Genomic DNA, 16,740 nt, shown 5'->3' with positions numbered 1-16,740 from the left:
GCCCGCTGCCCCTCCCCGGCCCGTTCTACCTATAGGTGCGGCCTTCGCGCACCGAAATTTCTGTGCGGCAAACGCTTACCTATAGGTAAAACGGGGGGCGGGGCGGGGCGGGCGGGGGTCAGACCAGCGACTCCCGCCAGGCCGCGTGCAGCTGCGCGAAGCGCCCCGTGCCCGCGATGAGGTCGTCGGGCGTGCCGTCTTCGACGACGCGGCCGTACTCCATCACCAGCACGCGGTCGGCGATGGCCACCGTCGACAGGCGGTGAGCGATGATCAGCGCCGTGCGGTCGGCAAGCAACGTCTGCAACGCCTCCTGCACGAGCCGCTCCGACGGGATGTCGAGAGACGCCGTCGCCTCGTCGAGGATGAGCACCGCCGGGTCGGCGATGAACGCCCGCGCGAACGAGAGCAGCTGCCGCTGCCCGGCCGAGACTCGACCGCCGCGCTTGTTCACATCGGTGTCGTAGCCGTCGGGCAGCGCCATGATGAACTCGTGCGCGCCGACCGCCCGGCCCGCGCGTTCGATCTCGTCACGCGTGGCATCCGGCTTTCCCAGCGCGATGTTGTCTGCGACGGTGCCCGAGAACAGGTACGCCTCCTGCGTGACCATGACGATGGCTCGCCGCAAGTCTTTCGGGTGCAGATTGCGCAGGTCGACGCCGTCGAGGTGGATGCTGCCGCGCGTCGGGTCGTAGAACCGCGCGATCAGCTTCGCCAGGGTCGACTTGCCCGCCCCGGTGGAGCCGACGAGAGCGATCGTCTGGCCGGCCGGCACGTGCAGGTCGAACTCCGGCAGCACGATGGCGTCACTGTTGTAGGCGAACTCGACGTCGTCGAAGTCGATGGCGCCCTTCGCGTGCCACAGGTCGGTCGGGTGCGCCGGGTCGGGAACGCTCGGCTCCTCTTCGAGCACGCCCGAGATCTTCTCGAGCGCGGCCGATGCCGACTGGTAGCCGTTGTAAAACGTCGCCAGCTCTTCGGCAGGGTCGAAGAAGCGCTTCGCGTAGAGCGCCACCGCTAGCAGCGCGCCGAGCTCGAGGTGCCCCTCGATCACACGGAACCCGCCCCACAGCACCACGACGGCGAGCGTCAGGTTGCCGATCAGCACGAGGCCAGGGTCGAACGTGCCGAAGATCGAGAAGACCTTCGCGTTGGCCTTCCGGTAGTCCTCGACGTAGCCGCCGTACTCGTCTTCGTTGCGCTTCTCCTTGCGGAAGGCCTGCACGGCGCGGATGCCCGTCATGGTCTCGACGAAGTGCACGATGACTCGAGCGCTCGTGACGCGCGTCGCCCGGAAGAGCTTCTGCGAGCGCACCTGGAACCAGCGCGTCAGGAAGAACAGCGGGATGAGCGCGACACCCAGCACGAGGCCGCTCGGGGCGTCGAGGCTGACCAGGGCGATGGCCGTGAAGACCATGTAGAGCAGGCCCTGCACCAGTTGGTTGATGCCCGAGTCGAACAGCTCGCGGATCGAGTCGAGGTCGCTCGTCTGCCGCGAGATGATGCGACCCGACGTGTAGCTCTCGTGGAACTCGAGGCTCAGCCGCTGCGTGTGGAGGAACAGCCGCTTGCGCAAGTCGAACAGCAGGCTCTGGCTGACGCGCGCGAACAGCACGGTGTACTGCGCCATCAGCACCGCGCCGATGACACCGATAGCCAGGTAGAGGGCGACGACGACGACCGTCGGCGCCCAGTCCTGGTGCTTCAGCAGGGCCGGCAGCGCGTTGTCGATGCCGTACGCGATGAGGGTCGGCCCAGCCACCTGCGCGCCGGTCGAGATGACGACGATGATCGCCGTCACCACGATGCGGACGCGCAGGGGCTCGAGCAGCGAGGCGAGAAGGGTGCGCGAACGCTCCCTCAGACGCCTGGTCTCGTCGCGGGTGAAGTTCTCGCGCTCTTCACCGCGGACTCCCTGGGTCGTGGACTGGGTCGTGGACTGGGTCGTGGACTGGTCGCTCATGCGTAGACCTCCTCTCGGCTGTTCTGGTCGTCGTCGTCGAGGGACGAGATGACGTAGCGGTAGTGCTCGTTGGTCGCGATCAGGTCGGAGTGCCGGCCGACCGCGGTGACCCGGCCGTTCTGCAGCAGGGCGACCCGGTCGGCCAGGTTGACGGTCGACGGGCGGTGGGCCACGATCAGTGAGGTCGTCGAGGCCAGGACCCGACGGAGCCCGGCCTCCACCCTCGCCTCGGTGTCGACATCGAGGGCCGACAGAGGGTCGTCGAGCACCAGGATCGCGGGGCGGGCAGCGATCGCGCGCGCCAGAGCCAGACGCTGCCTCTGACCGCCCGACAGGCTGAGCCCCTCCTCGCCCACCTTGGTGTCGACTCCATCGGGCAACCGCTCGACGAAGTCCGCCTGAGCGATCTCGAGAGCCTCGCGCATCACACGCTCGGCCTCCTCCCCCGACAGGTCGGGGCGCCCGAGCAGGACGTTCTCGCGGACCGTCTGGCTGAACAGGGTCGCATCCTCGAAGGCCATGCCGACGTGGCGACGCAGCTCTTCGCGGGTGAGGTCGCGCACATCGACGTCGTCGATCAGCACGGAGCCGCCCGTGACGTCGTAGAGCCGCGGCACGAGCGCGAGCAGCGTGGTCTTGCCGGAGCCGGTGAGGCCGACCAGAGCCATCGTCTCGCCGGGCTCGAGCACGAGATCGACGCCGTCGACGAGGTCGGGATACTGCGCCTGTGAATCCTGATACCGGAAGTGGGTCGCCTTGAACTCGAGGCGCCCAGTGGGGTGCGCGATCGTCTTGGGGTGCTCGGGGTCGGTGATCGTGTTCTCGCTGTCCATCACCTCGAAGAAGCGGTCGACGGCTGTCCGGGTGTCGAAGGTCATCGACAGCAGGAAGCCGATCGACTCGACGGGGAAGCGCAGCACGGTCGCGGTCGCGAAGAACGCGAAGAGCTGGCCCACGGTGAGGTGGCCCTGCGACGCGAGCCAGATGCCGGCGAGCAGACAGAAGGCGAAGGCGACGTCGGGCACCAGCAGCAGCCAGAACCACAGCCCGGCGACAGCCTGCGACTTCTCGATCTCGGTGCCGCGAAGACTCTCGGCACGACGCGCGAAATCCTGCAGGGAGTGCTTGCCGCGACCGAACGCCTTGAGCACCCGGATCCCGTGCACCGACTGCTCGACGCTCGTGGCGAGGTCGCCCACCTGGTCTTGACTGCGGCGCGCGATGGTCGAGTACTGCTTCTCGAAGCGCAGGCCGACGATCCAGATCGGCACTGACGCCACCAAGAAGATGAGGCCGAGCACCCAGCTGTAGAAGAAGAGCACCACGAAGCCGACGGCGATCGTGATGAAGTTGACGATCAGCAGCACGATGCCGAAGGCCAGCCAGCGGCGGATCAGGCTCAGGTCGCTGACCGAACGGCTGAGCAGCTGCCCGCTCTGCCAGCGGTCATGGAAGGCGACGGGCAGGTCTTGCAGTTTCTTGTAGAGGCTGTTGCGCATGCTCGTTTCGACGTACGTGCTCGGCGTGAGCACGAGGAAGCGGCGCGCCATGATCATGGCGGCCTCGACCACACCGAGGCCCAGGACGAGCCAGAAGGCCGGCCACACCTGGCGCGGGTCGTGGCTCGCCAGAGGCCCGTCGACGAGTCGCTCGAGCACGAAAGGCACGAAGAGCGCGACGACCGAGGCGATGAGCGCGGCGACCATGCCCAGGATGATGCGAGACAGGGCGGGGCGCAGGTAGGGGTAGAGCCGCGCGATGCTGCGCAGGGTCGACGGACGCTGTGTCGACTCAGGCTGCGTCGACTGAGGCTGCGTCGTGGCGTCGGCGGATGACGGGGGATGTGAAGACATCGTGAGTTCTCGATCTCGTGGAGCGGGGTCGGCGGTACGACCCGAAAATGAGGTGCGGCGCCTCCGTGGCAGAGCACGAGGCGGGGTGGGGCGCGACGGAGCGCGCGGTAGGGCTGGAGAGGGCGGAGTCGCTAGTCGGCGATGACGCCGGCGACGGCGTCTCCGGTGAACCCCGTGCGGCGGCGGGACCCGGCGACGAGGGCGCCACCGGCGACGGTCACCGTCTGGACCGTGTACTGGGCTGTCTTCGTCATGATGTCCTCCGGGGCGTTCTCGGTTACGTGTGTGTGATCGTTCGACGCCCTCGCCCGAAGGCGGTTCGTCGGCTGCACGCAGCCTTACAGACTATGACGAGGCTCAGATTGAACGCAAGGGTTCGGTCCAATTCAATTCTCGCCGTCCAAGTCCATGTAGCGCTTCATGAAGACGTCGAATTGCGGAACGGTGAATTTGGCGAAGCCGAACCGGGGCGTGAACAGGAGCCCCTTGTTGATCAGACGGGCTCGAAGGGGCGCCACTTGTTCCGATGTCTTACCGAGAACCTCGGCGACTTCTGCCGCCTTCTGCTCCTCGGCTCCTAACTCGGCCATGGCTCGCATATAACGAAGTTCCTCCTTGGTGGAGCGTTGCACGCGCGTCCGAAAGTAGCTCTCATCGAGCTCCGCCTCCACCTCGACTCGTGCGGCTTCGACGTCTTCGAGAGAGATACCCGGGCCCGGCGCCACGTTCCACGCCGCCCGGCCGTACTCCTGAATGAAGTACGGATAACCCTGGCTGTAGTGGTAGACGGCCTCCGCCGCCGCCGCGTCGAACGGCACGGACTCGTCCTCCGCAGGTTGGGCAACGGCACGAAGCGCGTCGTCTTTCGCAAGCTCTTGAATCGAGACGTACCGAAGAAGGCGTTCCGCGTACGACTTGGCGTCTCCTGCGAGCCCCGGAACCTGCGGCAGCCCGGCACCGGAAAATGTGACCGGCAGTCTTCGATGCACAGCGCGATGAACGGCAGCGAGTAGGGCCTCTAGCTCCATGGCCGAGAGGAATTGAATCTCGTCGAAGAGGAAGACGACGCCGGAGCCCCGCTCTCTGGCCGCCTCGCCGATGGCTTCGAACACATCCGGCAGATCGTCGATCAGCTGACCGGTGTCCGCGGCTCCGAATGCAGGGTCGACGTCGAGACCAGCGGTCAGAGAGCCATCAGGTTGGACAGAGAGCGAGAACGATTTGATGACCGCTGCGGCACGCTTCGCCTTGGCGCCCCATTTCGCCTTGGGCGAGACCTGGAACAGGGCCTTGCGGGCGAGCATCGCCAATTGCGTCTCGAACGAAGTGTTCTTCGATACTTCGCCAGTGACCGCAGTCCACCCGTAGCTGTTCGCGATCTGTTCGTACTCGCGAAGCAGCACCGTCTTGCCAACGCCCCGGAGACCAGTGACCACGAGTGCGCGTTCTGGCCGACCGAGAGCGAGCCGCTGGAGGAGGATCCCGAAGTCTTCGAGCTGGACGCGACGCCCGGCAAGGAACGGCGGCTGGGCGCCGGCGTTGGGCGTGTAGGGGTTCCTCGTCCGGTCCATTCATCGACCTTATCGACATTAGCAAGGTTTATCGAAAGTTGATAAACCTTGCTAAGGCTGTCAAATTTATTGAAAATCAGTGGAAGAAGTGGCGATCGCCCGCCAGGTACATCGTCACGCCGGCCTTCTCGGCCGCGGCGATGACCTCGTCGTCGCGCTTCGACCCGCCGGGCTGCACGACGGCGCGCACACCCGCCTCGAGCAGCACTTCGAGGCCGTCGGCGAAGGGGAAGAACGCGTCGGAGGCCGCGACGGATCCTGCCGCCCGGTCGCCCGCGCGACTGACCGCGAGGTGGCTCGAGTCGACCCGGTTGACCTGGCCCATGCCGACGCCGACCGACGCTCCCTCGTGGGCGAGCAGGATGGCGTTCGACTTGACCGCACGGCAGGCGACCCACGCGAACTCGAGGTCGGCGCGCGTGGCGTCGTCGGCCTCGGCACCCGAGACGAGCTTCCAGTCGGCGGACGACCAGCCGGCGAACCGGTCGCTGTCCTGGACGAGCACGCCGCCCGAGATCTGCTTGAACTCGCGCTCGGCGAGAGCGAACCCGTCGGGCAGTTGGATCAGGCGGATGCTCTTCTTCGCGGACAGGATCTCGAGGGCCTCGGGCTCGAACCCCGGGGCCACGACCACCTCGGTGAAGATGTCCTTCACCGTCTGAGCCATCGCCACGGAGACGGTGCGGTTGGCCGCGATGACACCACCGAAGGCCGACAGCGGGTCGCAGGCGTGCGCCCGGCGGTGCGCGTCGGCGATCGGGTCCTCTTCGAGGGGCCCGGCGACGGCGATGCCGCACGGGTTCGCGTGCTTGATGATCGCGACCGCCGGGCCGCTGAAGTCGAAGGCGGCGCGCACAGCGGCGTCGGCATCGACATAGTTGTTGTACGACATCTCCTTACCGTGCAGCTGGGTCGCCTGCGCGATGCCCGTGCCTCCGGCGAGAGCGTAGATCGCCGCCTGCTGGTGGCTGTTCTCGCCGTATCGCAGGGTGTGCTGGAGCGTCGCCGACACCGTGAAGACGGGGTCGAAGGAGGCCATGGCATCCTGCGCCTCGGTAGCGGAGGGCGAGACGGAGGCCCGCACGCCGACGTTGGCGGCGAAGTAGGCGGCGACCGCCGCGTCGTAGGCGGCGGTGTGCGCGAACGCCTCACCCGCGAGGCGCTGACGCTGCGCGAGGGTGGTGCCGCCGAGGGTGAGCGACTTCAGGATCTGCGGGTACGACGCAGGGCTGACGGCGATGGCGACGTTCGCGTGGTTCTTGGCCGCGGCACGGACCAGCGCAGGCCCTCCGATGTCGATGTTCTCGATGACGACGGCGGTGTCGGCACCCGACGCCACCGTCTCGACGAACGGGTAGAGGTTGACGACGACGAGTTGGAACGGCTCGATGTCGAGGTCGCGCAGCTGCTGCTCGTGGCTCGCGAGACGCAGGTCGGCCAGGATCCCGGCGTGGACGGCCGGGTGCAGCGTCTTGACGCGCCCGTCGAGCGACTCGGGGAAGCCGGTGACGGCGCTCACATCGACGACGGCGACTCCCGCGTCGCGGATCGCCTGAGCGGTCGAACCGGTCGACACGATCTCGACACCCGCCGCACCGAGAGCAGTGGCCAGCTCGACGAGGCCCGTCTTGTCGCTCACCGAGATCAGCGCACGCTGGATCGGGATGGCGTCGCGGTCGCGGTAGAGGCTGGGGTCGATGGTGTGGCCGCTCATGCGGGTGTCTTCTCCGTCAGGTCGATTGTTCCGGTGGCGATGTCGAGGATGGTCTGCACGAGCATGCGGCGCTCGACGGGCTTGATGCGATCGTGCAGGCTCGCCTGCGTGTCGCCCGGCAGCACGGGGATGCGCTCCTGCCTGAGGATCGGGCCCGAGTCGACTCCGTCGTCGACGACGATGACGCTGGCGCCGGTCTCGTCGACACCGGCCGCGAGGGCGTCGCGCACACCGTGCGCTCCGGGGAACTCGGGCAGGTAGGCGGGGTGCGTGTTGATCAGGCGTGGGCTGAACGCCTCGACGACCCGCGGCGGCACCAGGCGCATGAAGCCGCTGAGCACGACCAGGTCGGGCTGCCACGACCGGATCTGCTCGAGCAGCTCGTCGCCCCACGCCTCGCGATCGGCGAAGCTCGAGAAGGGCACGGTGAAGGTGGGGATGCCGAACGCCTCGGCGTGCTCGAAGCCTTCAGCGTCGCGGTCGGCGCCGACGGCTATCACGCGGGCCGGGTAGTCGGCGTCGCGCGTGGCCTCGAGGAGAGCCCGAAGGTTCGACCCCCCGCCGGAGATGAGCACGACGAGCTTCAGCACCCGGTAAGCCTACCGTGCGGGCCGCGTGCGCCTCTCGGTGCGCGTCAGCGCGAGAGACCGTCGATGCGCTCGGTGACGATGTCGTCTTGAGACGCCGGCTTCGACCCCGGCTTCGACCCCGGCTTCGACCCCGGCTTCGACCTCGGCTTCGAGGGCGACGGCGGCGGCGCCGTCGTCGTCTTGGCGGCGCGCGGCGTCGGCAGGGCGAGCCGCTCGGGCTGCCGGATGACGAGGGCGATCACGCTCGGCACTGCGACCTCGAGGGCGGCGAACGCCCCGACGACGAGACCGTTGGCCCCCACGACCGAGAGCCGACCGGGCCCGGCCGAGCCCGACGCGACAGCGGCCACGAGCCCGATGATCAGGCCCGCCGCCACACCGGTCGAGACGCCGCAGACGACACGCATCACGAGGGTGTCGTCATCGTCGAGAGCCTCCTCGATGGCCGGGCGCAGCAGGGTCGTGAGCACGAACGAGGCGACGACGGGCACCAGGATGCCGATGAAGCCGAACGTCGCCGATCCGGTCGGAAGCGCGCCGAGAAAGGGGATCGCCGGCATGGGCCCGATGGTCGTGCCGAGCGGCGAGACCGACGAGCCGGCGCCGATGGCGAAGCCGGGGCCGACGAACCACGACGCCGCCCAGGCGACGGCATTGGGGATCAGGGCGATCTCGCCGAGGGTCATCGCGATCCCGCCGAGCACCCCTGCGTGAGCACCCTCGTAGAGGGTGATGATCGACGCGTAGTGCGTGACGAGCAGCAGGGCGACCGCGATGCCGGCGACGCCGAAGACCGACGCGGCCACGGCGGATCCGGCCCTCACGGCGACCAGGGCCACGCGCCGCCCGATCTCCGGGATGCGGTCGACGGCGTCGAGGACCGCGGCGGTCACCGGATCTGGCGGGGCGCTGCGCCGACGCCGGCTCACTTCGGCCGCGACCACGAGCGGCACCCCGAAGACGAGCGTCGGCCAGACGAGGCCCTCGGCGATCGACGGCCGCGCGCCCGAGGCGTCGGCGGAGATCACGATGGCCAGCGACAACACCGCGAAGACGCCGATCGCGCTCGCGCTGCCGATGGCACGATGCGGAGTCTCGGCAAGACGCCGGCCGGTGCGAGCGCCGAGGAGAGCCGTGAGAACGGCGAAGCCGAGCGCCGCGATGGAGATGACGATCGGTGCGCTCGCACCGCTGATGCCGGTGGCCGCCGCGGCCTTCGTCGACAGGGTGAGGGTCAGGTCGACGCCGTGGCCGACCAGCCAGATGTCGGCGCCGGCGCGCCAGAAGACGCTCCAGTCGATCTGCAGGCCGTATTGGAAGGCCCAGACGAACGTGAGCGCCACGACGGGGATGCCCACGCCGATGCCCACGACGAGAAGGGACTCGAGCGCGGCGAAGACGGCGGTGACGGGGCGGTTCATAACGGCCACGACTGTACCGGCGGCCACCGACGCCGAAGGGTCGCCCCGCCGTGGCGGAGCGACCCTTCAGAAAGAGGCGTGTCTACAGGCTTGCGTAGACCTCGCGCAGAAGGGACGCAGTCTCGGACGGCGTCTTGCCGACCTTGACCCCGGCTGCCTCGAGGGCCTCCTTCTTGGCCTGCGCGGTGCCCGCCGAGCCCGAGACGATCGCGCCGGCGTGGCCCATCGTCTTGCCCTCGGGGGCCGTGAAGCCGGCCACGTAGCCGACGACCGGCTTGGTCACGTTGGCCTTGATGAAGTCGGCCGCCCGCTCTTCGGCGTCGCCGCCGATCTCACCGATCATGACGATCGCCTTCGTGTCGGGGTCGGCCTCGAACGCGGCGAGCGCGTCGATGTGCGTCGTGCCGATGACGGGGTCGCCGCCGATGCCGATGGCGGTCGAGAAACCGAGGTCGCGAAGCTCGAACATCATCTGGTACGTCAGCGTGCCCGATTTCGACACGAGGCCGATCGGGCCCTTGCCGGTGATGTTGTTGGGCGTGATGCCCACCAGCGACTCGCCCGGGGTGATGATGCCGGGGCAGTTCGGCCCGATGATGCGGGTCGCGCCGCCCTTCGACTTGGCGAGGGCCCAGAACTCCGCGGCATCCTGCGCCGGGATGCCCTCGGTGATGACGACGACCAACGGGATGCCGGCCTCGATCGCCTCGACGACGGCGTCTTTGGCGAAGGCCGGGGGCACGAACACGATCGACACGTCGGCGCCGGTCTCGGCGATGGCCTCGCTGACCGTGCCGAAGACGGGCAGAGTGACGTTGCCGTGCGTGACGGTCGTGCCGGCCTTGCGCGCGTTCACTCCGCCGACGACCTGGGTGCCGGCCTTCAGCATCAGGGCGGTGTGCTTGGAGCCCTCACCGCCGGTGATGCCCTGCACGATGACCTTGTTGTCTTTGTTCAGAAAAATCGACATTGCGCAGTCTCTCTACTTCGAAGCCAGCTCGGCGGCCTTGTCGGCAGCCTCGTCCATGGTCGGCACGACGGTCACGAGGGGGTGGTTGGCCTCGGCCAGGATGCGGCGCCCCTCGTCGACGTTGTTGCCGTCGAGACGCACGACCAGCGGCTTGGTGGCCGCGTCGCCCAGGATCCCGAGGGCCGCGACGATGCCGTTGGCGACGGCGTCGCACGCCGTGATGCCGCCGAAGACGTTGACGAAGACGCTCTTGACCTGCGCGTCGCCCAGGATCACGTCGAGGCCGTTGGCCATCACCTCGGCGCTCGCTCCGCCGCCGATGTCCAGGAAGTTGGCGGGCTTCACGCCGTTGTACTTCTCGCCGGCGTAGGCGACGACGTCGAGCGTCGACATGACGAGCCCGGCACCGTTGCCGATGATGCCGACCTCGCCGTCGAGCTTCACGTAGTTGAGGCCGGCGGCCTTCGCCTTGGCCTCGAGCGGGTCGGCAGCCTCGGCGTCTTCCAGCTCGGCGTGGTTCGGGTGGCGGAAGTCGGCGTTCTCGTCGATCGACACCTTGCCGTCGAGGGCGACGATGTCGCCCTGCTCGGTCAGCACGAGCGGGTTGACCTCGACGAGGCTCGCGTCCTCACCTTTGTAGACGTCGTAGAGCTTGACGAGCACCGGTGCGACCTTCTCGATCAGGTCGTCGGGGAACCCGCCGGCCTTCGCGATGGCCTTCGCCTTGTCGAGATCGATGCCAACCAGCGGGTCGACCTCGACGCGAGCGAGCGCGTCGGGGCGTTCGACGGCGAGCTCTTCGATCTCCATGCCGCCCTCAACGCTGCAGAGCGACAGGTACGAGCGGTTGGCCCGGTCGAGCAGCACTGAGAAGTAGAACTCCTGCTTGATCTGCGCACCGCCGGCGACCATGACCCGCTTGACGGTGTGGCCCTTGATGTCGAGGCCCAGGATCGCGTTCGCCGCAGCTTCGGCGTCGTCCGGGGTCTTCGCGACCTTGACGCCGCCGGCCTTGCCGCGGCCGCCGACCTTCACCTGCGCCTTGACGACCGTCACGCCGCCCAGCTTCTCCGCCGCGGCACGCACCTCGGCGGGGGTGTCGGCGATGATGCCCGGCAGGACCGGGACGCCGTAGGCCTCGAAGAGGTCTCTGGCCTGGTACTCGAAAAGATCCACGCTGTTCTTCCTATCCGCATCGCTGCGTCTGCACTGTTGTCCAGTGTGCCCGGTTCTCTGCCCCGACCTCTGTGGGGAGGGAGTCATCTCTCTCGACGTCGAGACAGTCGGCCGCAAATCAGCCTAGCGCCTGAGCATCGGGCCCCGGTGTACCCCTTCTGAACGGCATGGCAACCTCGCGGCCAGCCGGCCGGAGTAGACGAGACGCATGTCGAAAGAGAAGAACCTCCAGACCCAAGAGAAGCTCGGCGAGATCCTGACCGCCAAAGACGCGTCGCGACTCGGGGAAGGCTTCCACCAGAACGTCGTCGACCACGATCCGGTGCCCGGAGCACCCTCGGGGCTGGCAGGCATCCAAGAGTTCTGGTCGGGCTTCTTCGAGGCCTTCCCCGACGGCGCCTTGAGCGTGGAGACCATCGTGGCCGACGACGACCAGGTCGCGGCCGTCTTCACCATCACGGGCACCCAGACCGGACCGTTCCAGGGAGCCGCGCCGACCGGCAAGGCCTTCACGGTGCGCGGCATCCAGGTGGCGAAGTTCGACGACGACGGCCTCATCGTCGAGCGCTGGGGGTCGACTGACCAGGCCACCATGCTCCAGCAACTCGGTCTGGACGGCTGACCATGAGCGACTCTCCGTTCACCGATTCCGCCGACCCGGGCGAGCAGTTCGCCGAATCGGAAGACATCGTGACCAACGACGCGGTGGCCGGCGCGACCGTCGAGCCCGGCATCGGAGAGGGCAACGACGGCCCGACCGGCGGATCTCCACGCGAGGGCGAGCCCGAATACGCCGAGAACGACCTCGCGGGCGAGGACATCGACCTGGACGAGTAGGGCCAGGATCGTCCTGTCCTCCACAATCGCGGGGACGGGGCGGTTCTCCACCGAGTGACCAAATGACGGATCGTCGGCAGAGCACACTGCTGCAGGGTCTCCGCCATGAACCTTCACCACTCGTTCCCGCACCCGCCCAGCCCACCGGCCGGCACAGGGGCGCGACCCTCTCCGTCCTTCTTCAGCGTCGAGCCACAGGATCCCGTGCCTCGCCGGTTGCCGCGAGGGCGCCTCGGCATCGCCGTGGTCCTGTTGCTCGCCGCCGCAATCACGCTCGTCTTCCCCTCCTCCGCATCGGCCCTCACCTCGACCGGGCACGGGGTCGGGCACCTGTGGGCGGGCGACAACGTGTCATGGCTCGGGTCGTACCGGCTGGACGACGGCCGACTGGCCTTCTGTCTCGAGGCGGGTAAGTCGTCGCCCGTCGGCAACGACTACGACCTCACGACCGGCTCCACGGCGCTCGGGCTCTCGAAGACGGACATCGCCAAGCTCGCCTACATCGCCAGGCACTGGTCGCCCACTCGCGATTCGAACACCGCTGCCGCGGCGCAGCTCGCCGTCTGGTCGATCACGGGTCTGAACGGCCACACGCAGAGCTACTACGCGGGCCGCGCCAACGACCAGCGTGCGGTCGTTCTCGCCCGGGCCAACGAGATGCTCTCCGAGGCGGCCGCTCGCGCGACCGTATCGGCGAAGGCCTCCGTCACGATCTCGCTCGATTCGACGGGCGCAGGCACCGTTCGCGCCGATGTGACCTCGACCCTCGCAGCCGGGGCCAGTCGTCCGTGCCCGCCGGAACAGTCGTCGGGTCGGTCGCCCTGGCCGGGGCGGCTTTCGACGGGGGCGGCCCCGCCGCTGTCGTGACGAACGGCAAGCCGGTGCCGATCAGCACGACGGGGACCGGCGCGACACTGACGGTGAAGGCCGACGCCCGATTCGAGAATCTGGCCTTCGACGCGATCATCACGGTCGGCTCCAGCCCGGCCCAATCTCAGATGCTGCTGTTCTCCCCCAAATCGACGGGGACGGCCACTGCGACGACGACGACGACCAGCGTGTCGCCGCGTCCGTTCCAGCCGCGCGTTCAGACGCAGACGAGCGAGGCCTCAGCCGCCCCCGGCACCACGATCACCGATGCCGTGCATCTCGACGTCGCCCCCGGCGACGGGCTGCTGTCCGAGTGGGGTGTGTACAAGTCGGGGACGTCCGCGGCGCCCGTTCCGGTCACGATCCGAAGTTCGCTCCTCGGGCCGTTCGCCGTCCAGCCGAGCGAAGCGGCCGAGTGGCCGAGTGCTGCCCCCACCGTCTGCGAGGTCAGCGTCGTCGCGACGAATGGCCCGGGGGATTACACGACTCCCGAATGCACCCTGCCGTCGGGCGGCTACTACGTCTGGGTCGAGACCATCGACCCTGCCGACACTCCGGTCGACAAGGGGCGCGACCACGTCCGCTCGTGGCGGTCGCCCTTCGCGGCCGCGACCGAGGTCACTCGCTCGTCCGTGACTCCGTCTGTCAGCACGGTCGTCTCGCCGCCGAACGGCGACGCCGACGCCGTCGCACCGGGCGACTGCGTCACCGACGAGCTGACCGTCGACGACCTGGGCTCGGCCGGGCTTCCCGCCGTAGACGTCGAGTCGATCCTGGTCGGCCCGTTCGCGGAGGCACCCCTCGACGGCCACGACTACTCAGCGGACGACTTCGACCGGCTGCCCATCGCCGGCCGGGCGACGACGAGCGTCGACAGGGACGGCACCTACCGCGCGCCGTGCATCACGGTGAATCAGCCCGGACACTACGTGTTCGTGTTCCGGTCGGAAGGCAGCGATCCCGATGCGTCCGGCGGGCAGGTGATCGCGCCGTTCGCCGATCTCGTCGCCCACCGCAGCGAGATGCTTCGCGTGCCGGCGCCCGTCACTCCACCCGAGAAGCCGAACGTGCCCCGAGTGCCCCCGGCGCCGCACCACCCCCAGGCGCCGAGCAAACCGGTGCAGCCGCAAGCCCTCGCCTACACCGGGGCGAGCGGGGTCGAACCCACTGTGCTCGCCGGATTCGGAGCCCTCTCGGTCGGCCTGGCCGCCGTCCTCGGCACCGTGCTGACGCGAGTCGTCAGGCGACGTCTCGCGGTCAGATCTTCTCGATCGGAGCAACCTTGATGAGCAGCTTCTTGCGCCCGGCCGTGTCGAACTGCACCTCGGCGATCCGTCGCGGCCCGACACCGGTCACCGCGACCACACGCCCCTCGCCGAAGTCGACATGCGAGATGCGGTCGCCCGCGTCGAGCTCGAGATCGCCATTGTCACGAACGGTGCCGGTGACTCGATTCGCCCACTCGGTCTTCGGCTTGGTCTTCGACGCAGCGGTGGCGCGGTCGTAGCTGCCCGACCCGTAGCCGGAGGCGGCGCGGGGGCGACCTCCGAACCCACCGGAGTCGCCCCCGATGCCGCCGTCTCGGCGCGCATTGAGGGCCCGGGGCTGGGTGCCACCGCGGCTGTTCGCCATGCCAGGAGACTGCTTCCAGTCGATCAGCTCGGCAGGGATCTCTTGCAGGTAGCGCGACGGCATGGCGACGTTCACCTCGCCGAACTGGGCCCTCGTCATCGCGAGCGACAGGAAGAGCCTCTTCTTGGCCCGCGTGATGCCGACGTAGAACAGCCGTCGCTCTTCGGACGGGCCGCCCGGCTCGGAGGCCGACATGCGGTGCGGCAGCAGGTCTTCTTCGACCCCGGTCAGGAAGACGGCGTCGTATTCGAGGCCCTTCGCGGTGTGCAGGGTCATCAGCGACACCGTGCCGCTCGTGTCGTCGAGATCGTCGGCAGCGGCGACGAGAGTGACCTCGGTGAGGAAGTCGAGCAGGACGCCGTCAGGGTTGTTCTTCTGGAACTCGCGCGTGACGGCAACCAGCTCGTCGATGTTCTCGGCCCGCGCCTCGTCCTGCGGGTCGCGCGAGGCCCGCAGAGCGGTCACGAGACCGCTGCCCTCGATCAACGCGGCGAGGATGTCGTGCACCGGGTCGGTCGCCGCGGTCGCCGACACGTCGTCGAGGAGCTTCGCAAGGCCCGTGATGGCGCCCGTGACCTTCGGCCCGAGTCCCAGCTCGGACGCGTGGCGCATGGCGTCGCGCAAGGTCGTCTCGTTCTGGTCGGCCCAGCGCTGCAGCGCCGTCTCGGTCGCGGGCCCGATGCCGCGCTTGGGAGTGTTCATGATGCGGCGGAGAGCCATCGGGTCGGCCGGGTTCGCGACGGCGATGAGATACGCCATCGCATCCTTGATCTCTGCCCGCTCGTAGAACTTGGTGCCGCCCAGCACCCGGTAGGGGATCGCCGACCGGATGAAGATCTCTTCCAGGGCTCGCGTCTGCGAGTTGGTGCGATAGAAGACGGCCACGTCTTTGTAGGCCGTGCCCGACTCGTGCAGGGCGGTGATCTCGTCGGCCACGAACTGCGCCTCGTCGTGGCCGGTGTACCCGGTGAAGCCGACGATCTTGTCACCCGTTCCGACCGTCGTAAAGAGGTTCTTGGCCTGGCGGTCGAAGTTGTTGGCGATGACGGCGTTCGCGGCGTCGAGGATGTTCTGGGTCGAACGGTAGTTCTGCTCGAGCAGGATCACCTTCGAGTGCGGGAAGTCGTGCTCGAACTCGGTGATGTTGCGGATGTCCGCCCCGCGGAAGGCGTAGATCGACTGGTCGGAGTCGCCGACGACGGTGAGCGAGGCGCCCGGGATCCTGCCGCTGCCATCGCGGAGAGTCTGCACGAACTGCCCGCCGCGCTCGAGGTCGTCGACCAGATCGGTTTCGACAGGCCGGGTCAGCTCGCGAATGAGGGAGTACTGCGCGTGGTTGGTGTCTTGGTATTCGTCGACCAGGATGTGACGGAAGCGGCGCTGGTAGACGGCCGCCACGTGCGGGAAGGCTCTGAAGAGGTAGACGGTCTGCGCGATGAGGTCGTCGAAGTCGAAGGCGTTGGCACGCTGTAGCTCACGCGTGTATTGACGGAAGATCTCGAGGAACATGACCTCTTGCGGGTCGCCCATGTTGATCTGGCGCGAGTACGACTCGACATCGCTCAGCTCGTTCTTGAGCTTGGAGATCTTGCCGGCGGCCTGGCTGACGGTGAAGCCGAGGGAGTCGGCGTCGAGCTCTTTCAGGATGCGCTTGAGCAGGGCGCGCGAATCGGCGGAGTCGTAGATCGTGAAGCTCTTGGTGAAGCCGAACTGCTCGGCCTCACGGCGCAGGATGCGAACGCAGGCCGAGTGGAACGTCGAGATCCACATGCCCTCCGACGACTGCCCGATCAGCGCCGCCACGCGCTCTCGCATCTCGGCCGCCGCCTTGTTGGTGAAGGTGATGGCGAGGATCTGGCTCGGCCACGCCTCGCGCGAGTCGATGAGGCCCGCGATGCGCCGCGTCAGCACGCTGGTCTTGCCCGAGCCCGCACCCGCGACGATCAGCAGCGATTGCCCGCGGTATTCGACCGCCTCTTTCTGCTGGGGGTTGAGGCCCGCCGTCAGCCGGTCGTTCTGAGCCCCGCCGGGCCCGGGCCCGCCGGCCCGCGAGGGCGCGCCGTCGGAGGAGTTGTCGAAGGGCTCGAGAACGATCGTCATGGTCGTACAAGCTTAAGCGCGACGACCGTCATCGGCGCCCTGC

Annotated in this window: 14 protein-coding genes; 4 read left to right on the top strand and 10 right to left on the bottom strand. The window is 68.2% G+C overall.

What is annotated here, in order from left to right; genetic code table 11:
* Positions 1-118: 118 nt before the first annotated feature.
* The 9 genes from AX769_RS06415 to sucC form a co-directional block, all read right to left on the bottom strand.
* Positions 119-1,963 carry an ABC transporter ATP-binding protein gene (locus tag AX769_RS06415; protein WP_066277267.1) on the bottom strand — a complete coding sequence of 615 codons (1,845 nt, stop codon included), beginning with the start codon at positions 1,961-1,963 and terminating at the stop codon, positions 119-121.
* A complete protein-coding gene (locus AX769_RS06410; protein ID WP_066277265.1) occupies positions 1,960-3,816 on the bottom strand; it encodes an ABC transporter ATP-binding protein in 1,857 nt (618 codons plus the stop codon). Before AX769_RS06410 ends, AX769_RS06415 begins: the two co-directional genes overlap by 4 nt.
* 131 nt (positions 3,817-3,947) lie before the next feature.
* Positions 3,948-4,070 carry a hypothetical protein gene (locus tag AX769_RS25655; protein WP_255359422.1) on the bottom strand — a complete coding sequence of 41 codons (123 nt, stop codon included), beginning with the start codon at positions 4,068-4,070 and terminating at the stop codon, positions 3,948-3,950.
* Positions 4,071-4,202: 132 nt separating this feature from the next.
* Positions 4,203-5,387, bottom strand: a complete 1,185-nt coding sequence (locus tag AX769_RS06400; protein ID WP_066277259.1) for an ATP-binding protein — start codon at positions 5,385-5,387, stop codon at positions 4,203-4,205.
* A 76-nt stretch (positions 5,388-5,463) separates the two neighbouring features.
* Positions 5,464-7,101 carry a bifunctional phosphoribosylaminoimidazolecarboxamide formyltransferase/IMP cyclohydrolase gene (gene purH / locus AX769_RS06395; RefSeq protein WP_066277256.1) on the bottom strand — a complete coding sequence of 546 codons (1,638 nt, stop codon included), beginning with the start codon at positions 7,099-7,101 and terminating at the stop codon, positions 5,464-5,466.
* Complete coding sequence (gene purN, locus AX769_RS06390) at positions 7,098-7,691, bottom strand: phosphoribosylglycinamide formyltransferase (RefSeq protein WP_066277254.1); 594 nt, start codon at positions 7,689-7,691, stop codon at positions 7,098-7,100. Before purN ends, purH begins: the two co-directional genes overlap by 4 nt.
* 44 nt (positions 7,692-7,735) lie before the next feature.
* Positions 7,736-9,112 carry a DUF6350 family protein gene (locus AX769_RS06385; RefSeq protein WP_066277253.1) on the bottom strand — a complete coding sequence of 459 codons (1,377 nt, stop codon included), beginning with the start codon at positions 9,110-9,112 and terminating at the stop codon, positions 7,736-7,738.
* Between the two features lie 82 nt (positions 9,113-9,194).
* The gene (gene sucD / locus AX769_RS06380; RefSeq protein WP_066277251.1) at positions 9,195-10,082 is read right to left on the bottom strand and encodes a succinate--CoA ligase subunit alpha; all 888 of its coding nucleotides are present in this window, start codon (positions 10,080-10,082) and stop codon (positions 9,195-9,197) included.
* 12 nt (positions 10,083-10,094) lie between these two features.
* Positions 10,095-11,258 (bottom strand): ADP-forming succinate--CoA ligase subunit beta, encoded by a 1,164-nt coding sequence (gene sucC, locus AX769_RS06375; protein ID WP_066277249.1) that lies wholly within the window; start codon positions 11,256-11,258, stop codon positions 10,095-10,097.
* A gap of 208 nt (positions 11,259-11,466) precedes the next feature.
* Between sucC and AX769_RS06370 the strand changes: the two genes are divergently transcribed.
* The 4 genes from AX769_RS06370 to AX769_RS06355 all read left to right on the top strand — a co-directional run bounded on the left by AX769_RS06370 (position 11,467) and on the right by AX769_RS06355 (position 14,251).
* A complete protein-coding gene (locus AX769_RS06370) occupies positions 11,467-11,880 on the top strand; it encodes an ester cyclase (protein WP_066277246.1) in 414 nt (137 codons plus the stop codon).
* 2 nt (positions 11,881-11,882) lie between these two features.
* Positions 11,883-12,095: a hypothetical protein gene (locus AX769_RS06365; RefSeq protein ID WP_066277243.1), complete on the top strand. Its 213-nt coding sequence runs from the start codon at positions 11,883-11,885 to the stop codon at positions 12,093-12,095.
* Positions 12,096-12,200: 105 nt separating this feature from the next.
* Complete coding sequence (locus AX769_RS06360; RefSeq protein ID WP_157887490.1) at positions 12,201-12,962, top strand: thioester domain-containing protein; 762 nt, start codon at positions 12,201-12,203, stop codon at positions 12,960-12,962.
* Entirely contained in the window at positions 12,884-14,251 is a 1,368-nt protein-coding gene (locus AX769_RS06355; protein WP_066277237.1) for a hypothetical protein, read from the top strand. The genes AX769_RS06360 and AX769_RS06355 overlap by 79 nt, the downstream gene beginning before the upstream one ends.
* Here the strand turns inward: AX769_RS06355 and AX769_RS06350 are convergent.
* On the bottom strand, positions 14,223-16,697 hold the full coding sequence (locus tag AX769_RS06350) for an ATP-dependent helicase (RefSeq protein ID WP_066277233.1): 2,475 nt from the start codon (positions 16,695-16,697) through the stop codon (positions 14,223-14,225). The two genes, AX769_RS06355 and AX769_RS06350, sit on opposite strands and share 29 nt — an antisense overlap.
* Positions 16,698-16,740: the final 43 nt, after the last annotated feature.

This window comes from Frondihabitans sp. PAMC 28766, from assembly GCF_001577365.1.
In the GTDB taxonomy this organism is placed as follows: Bacteria; Actinomycetota; Actinomycetes; order Actinomycetales; family Microbacteriaceae; genus Frondihabitans.
The sequence above is the reverse complement of the archived record's forward strand: the minus strand, read 5'-3'. Positions and strand labels throughout refer to the sequence as shown.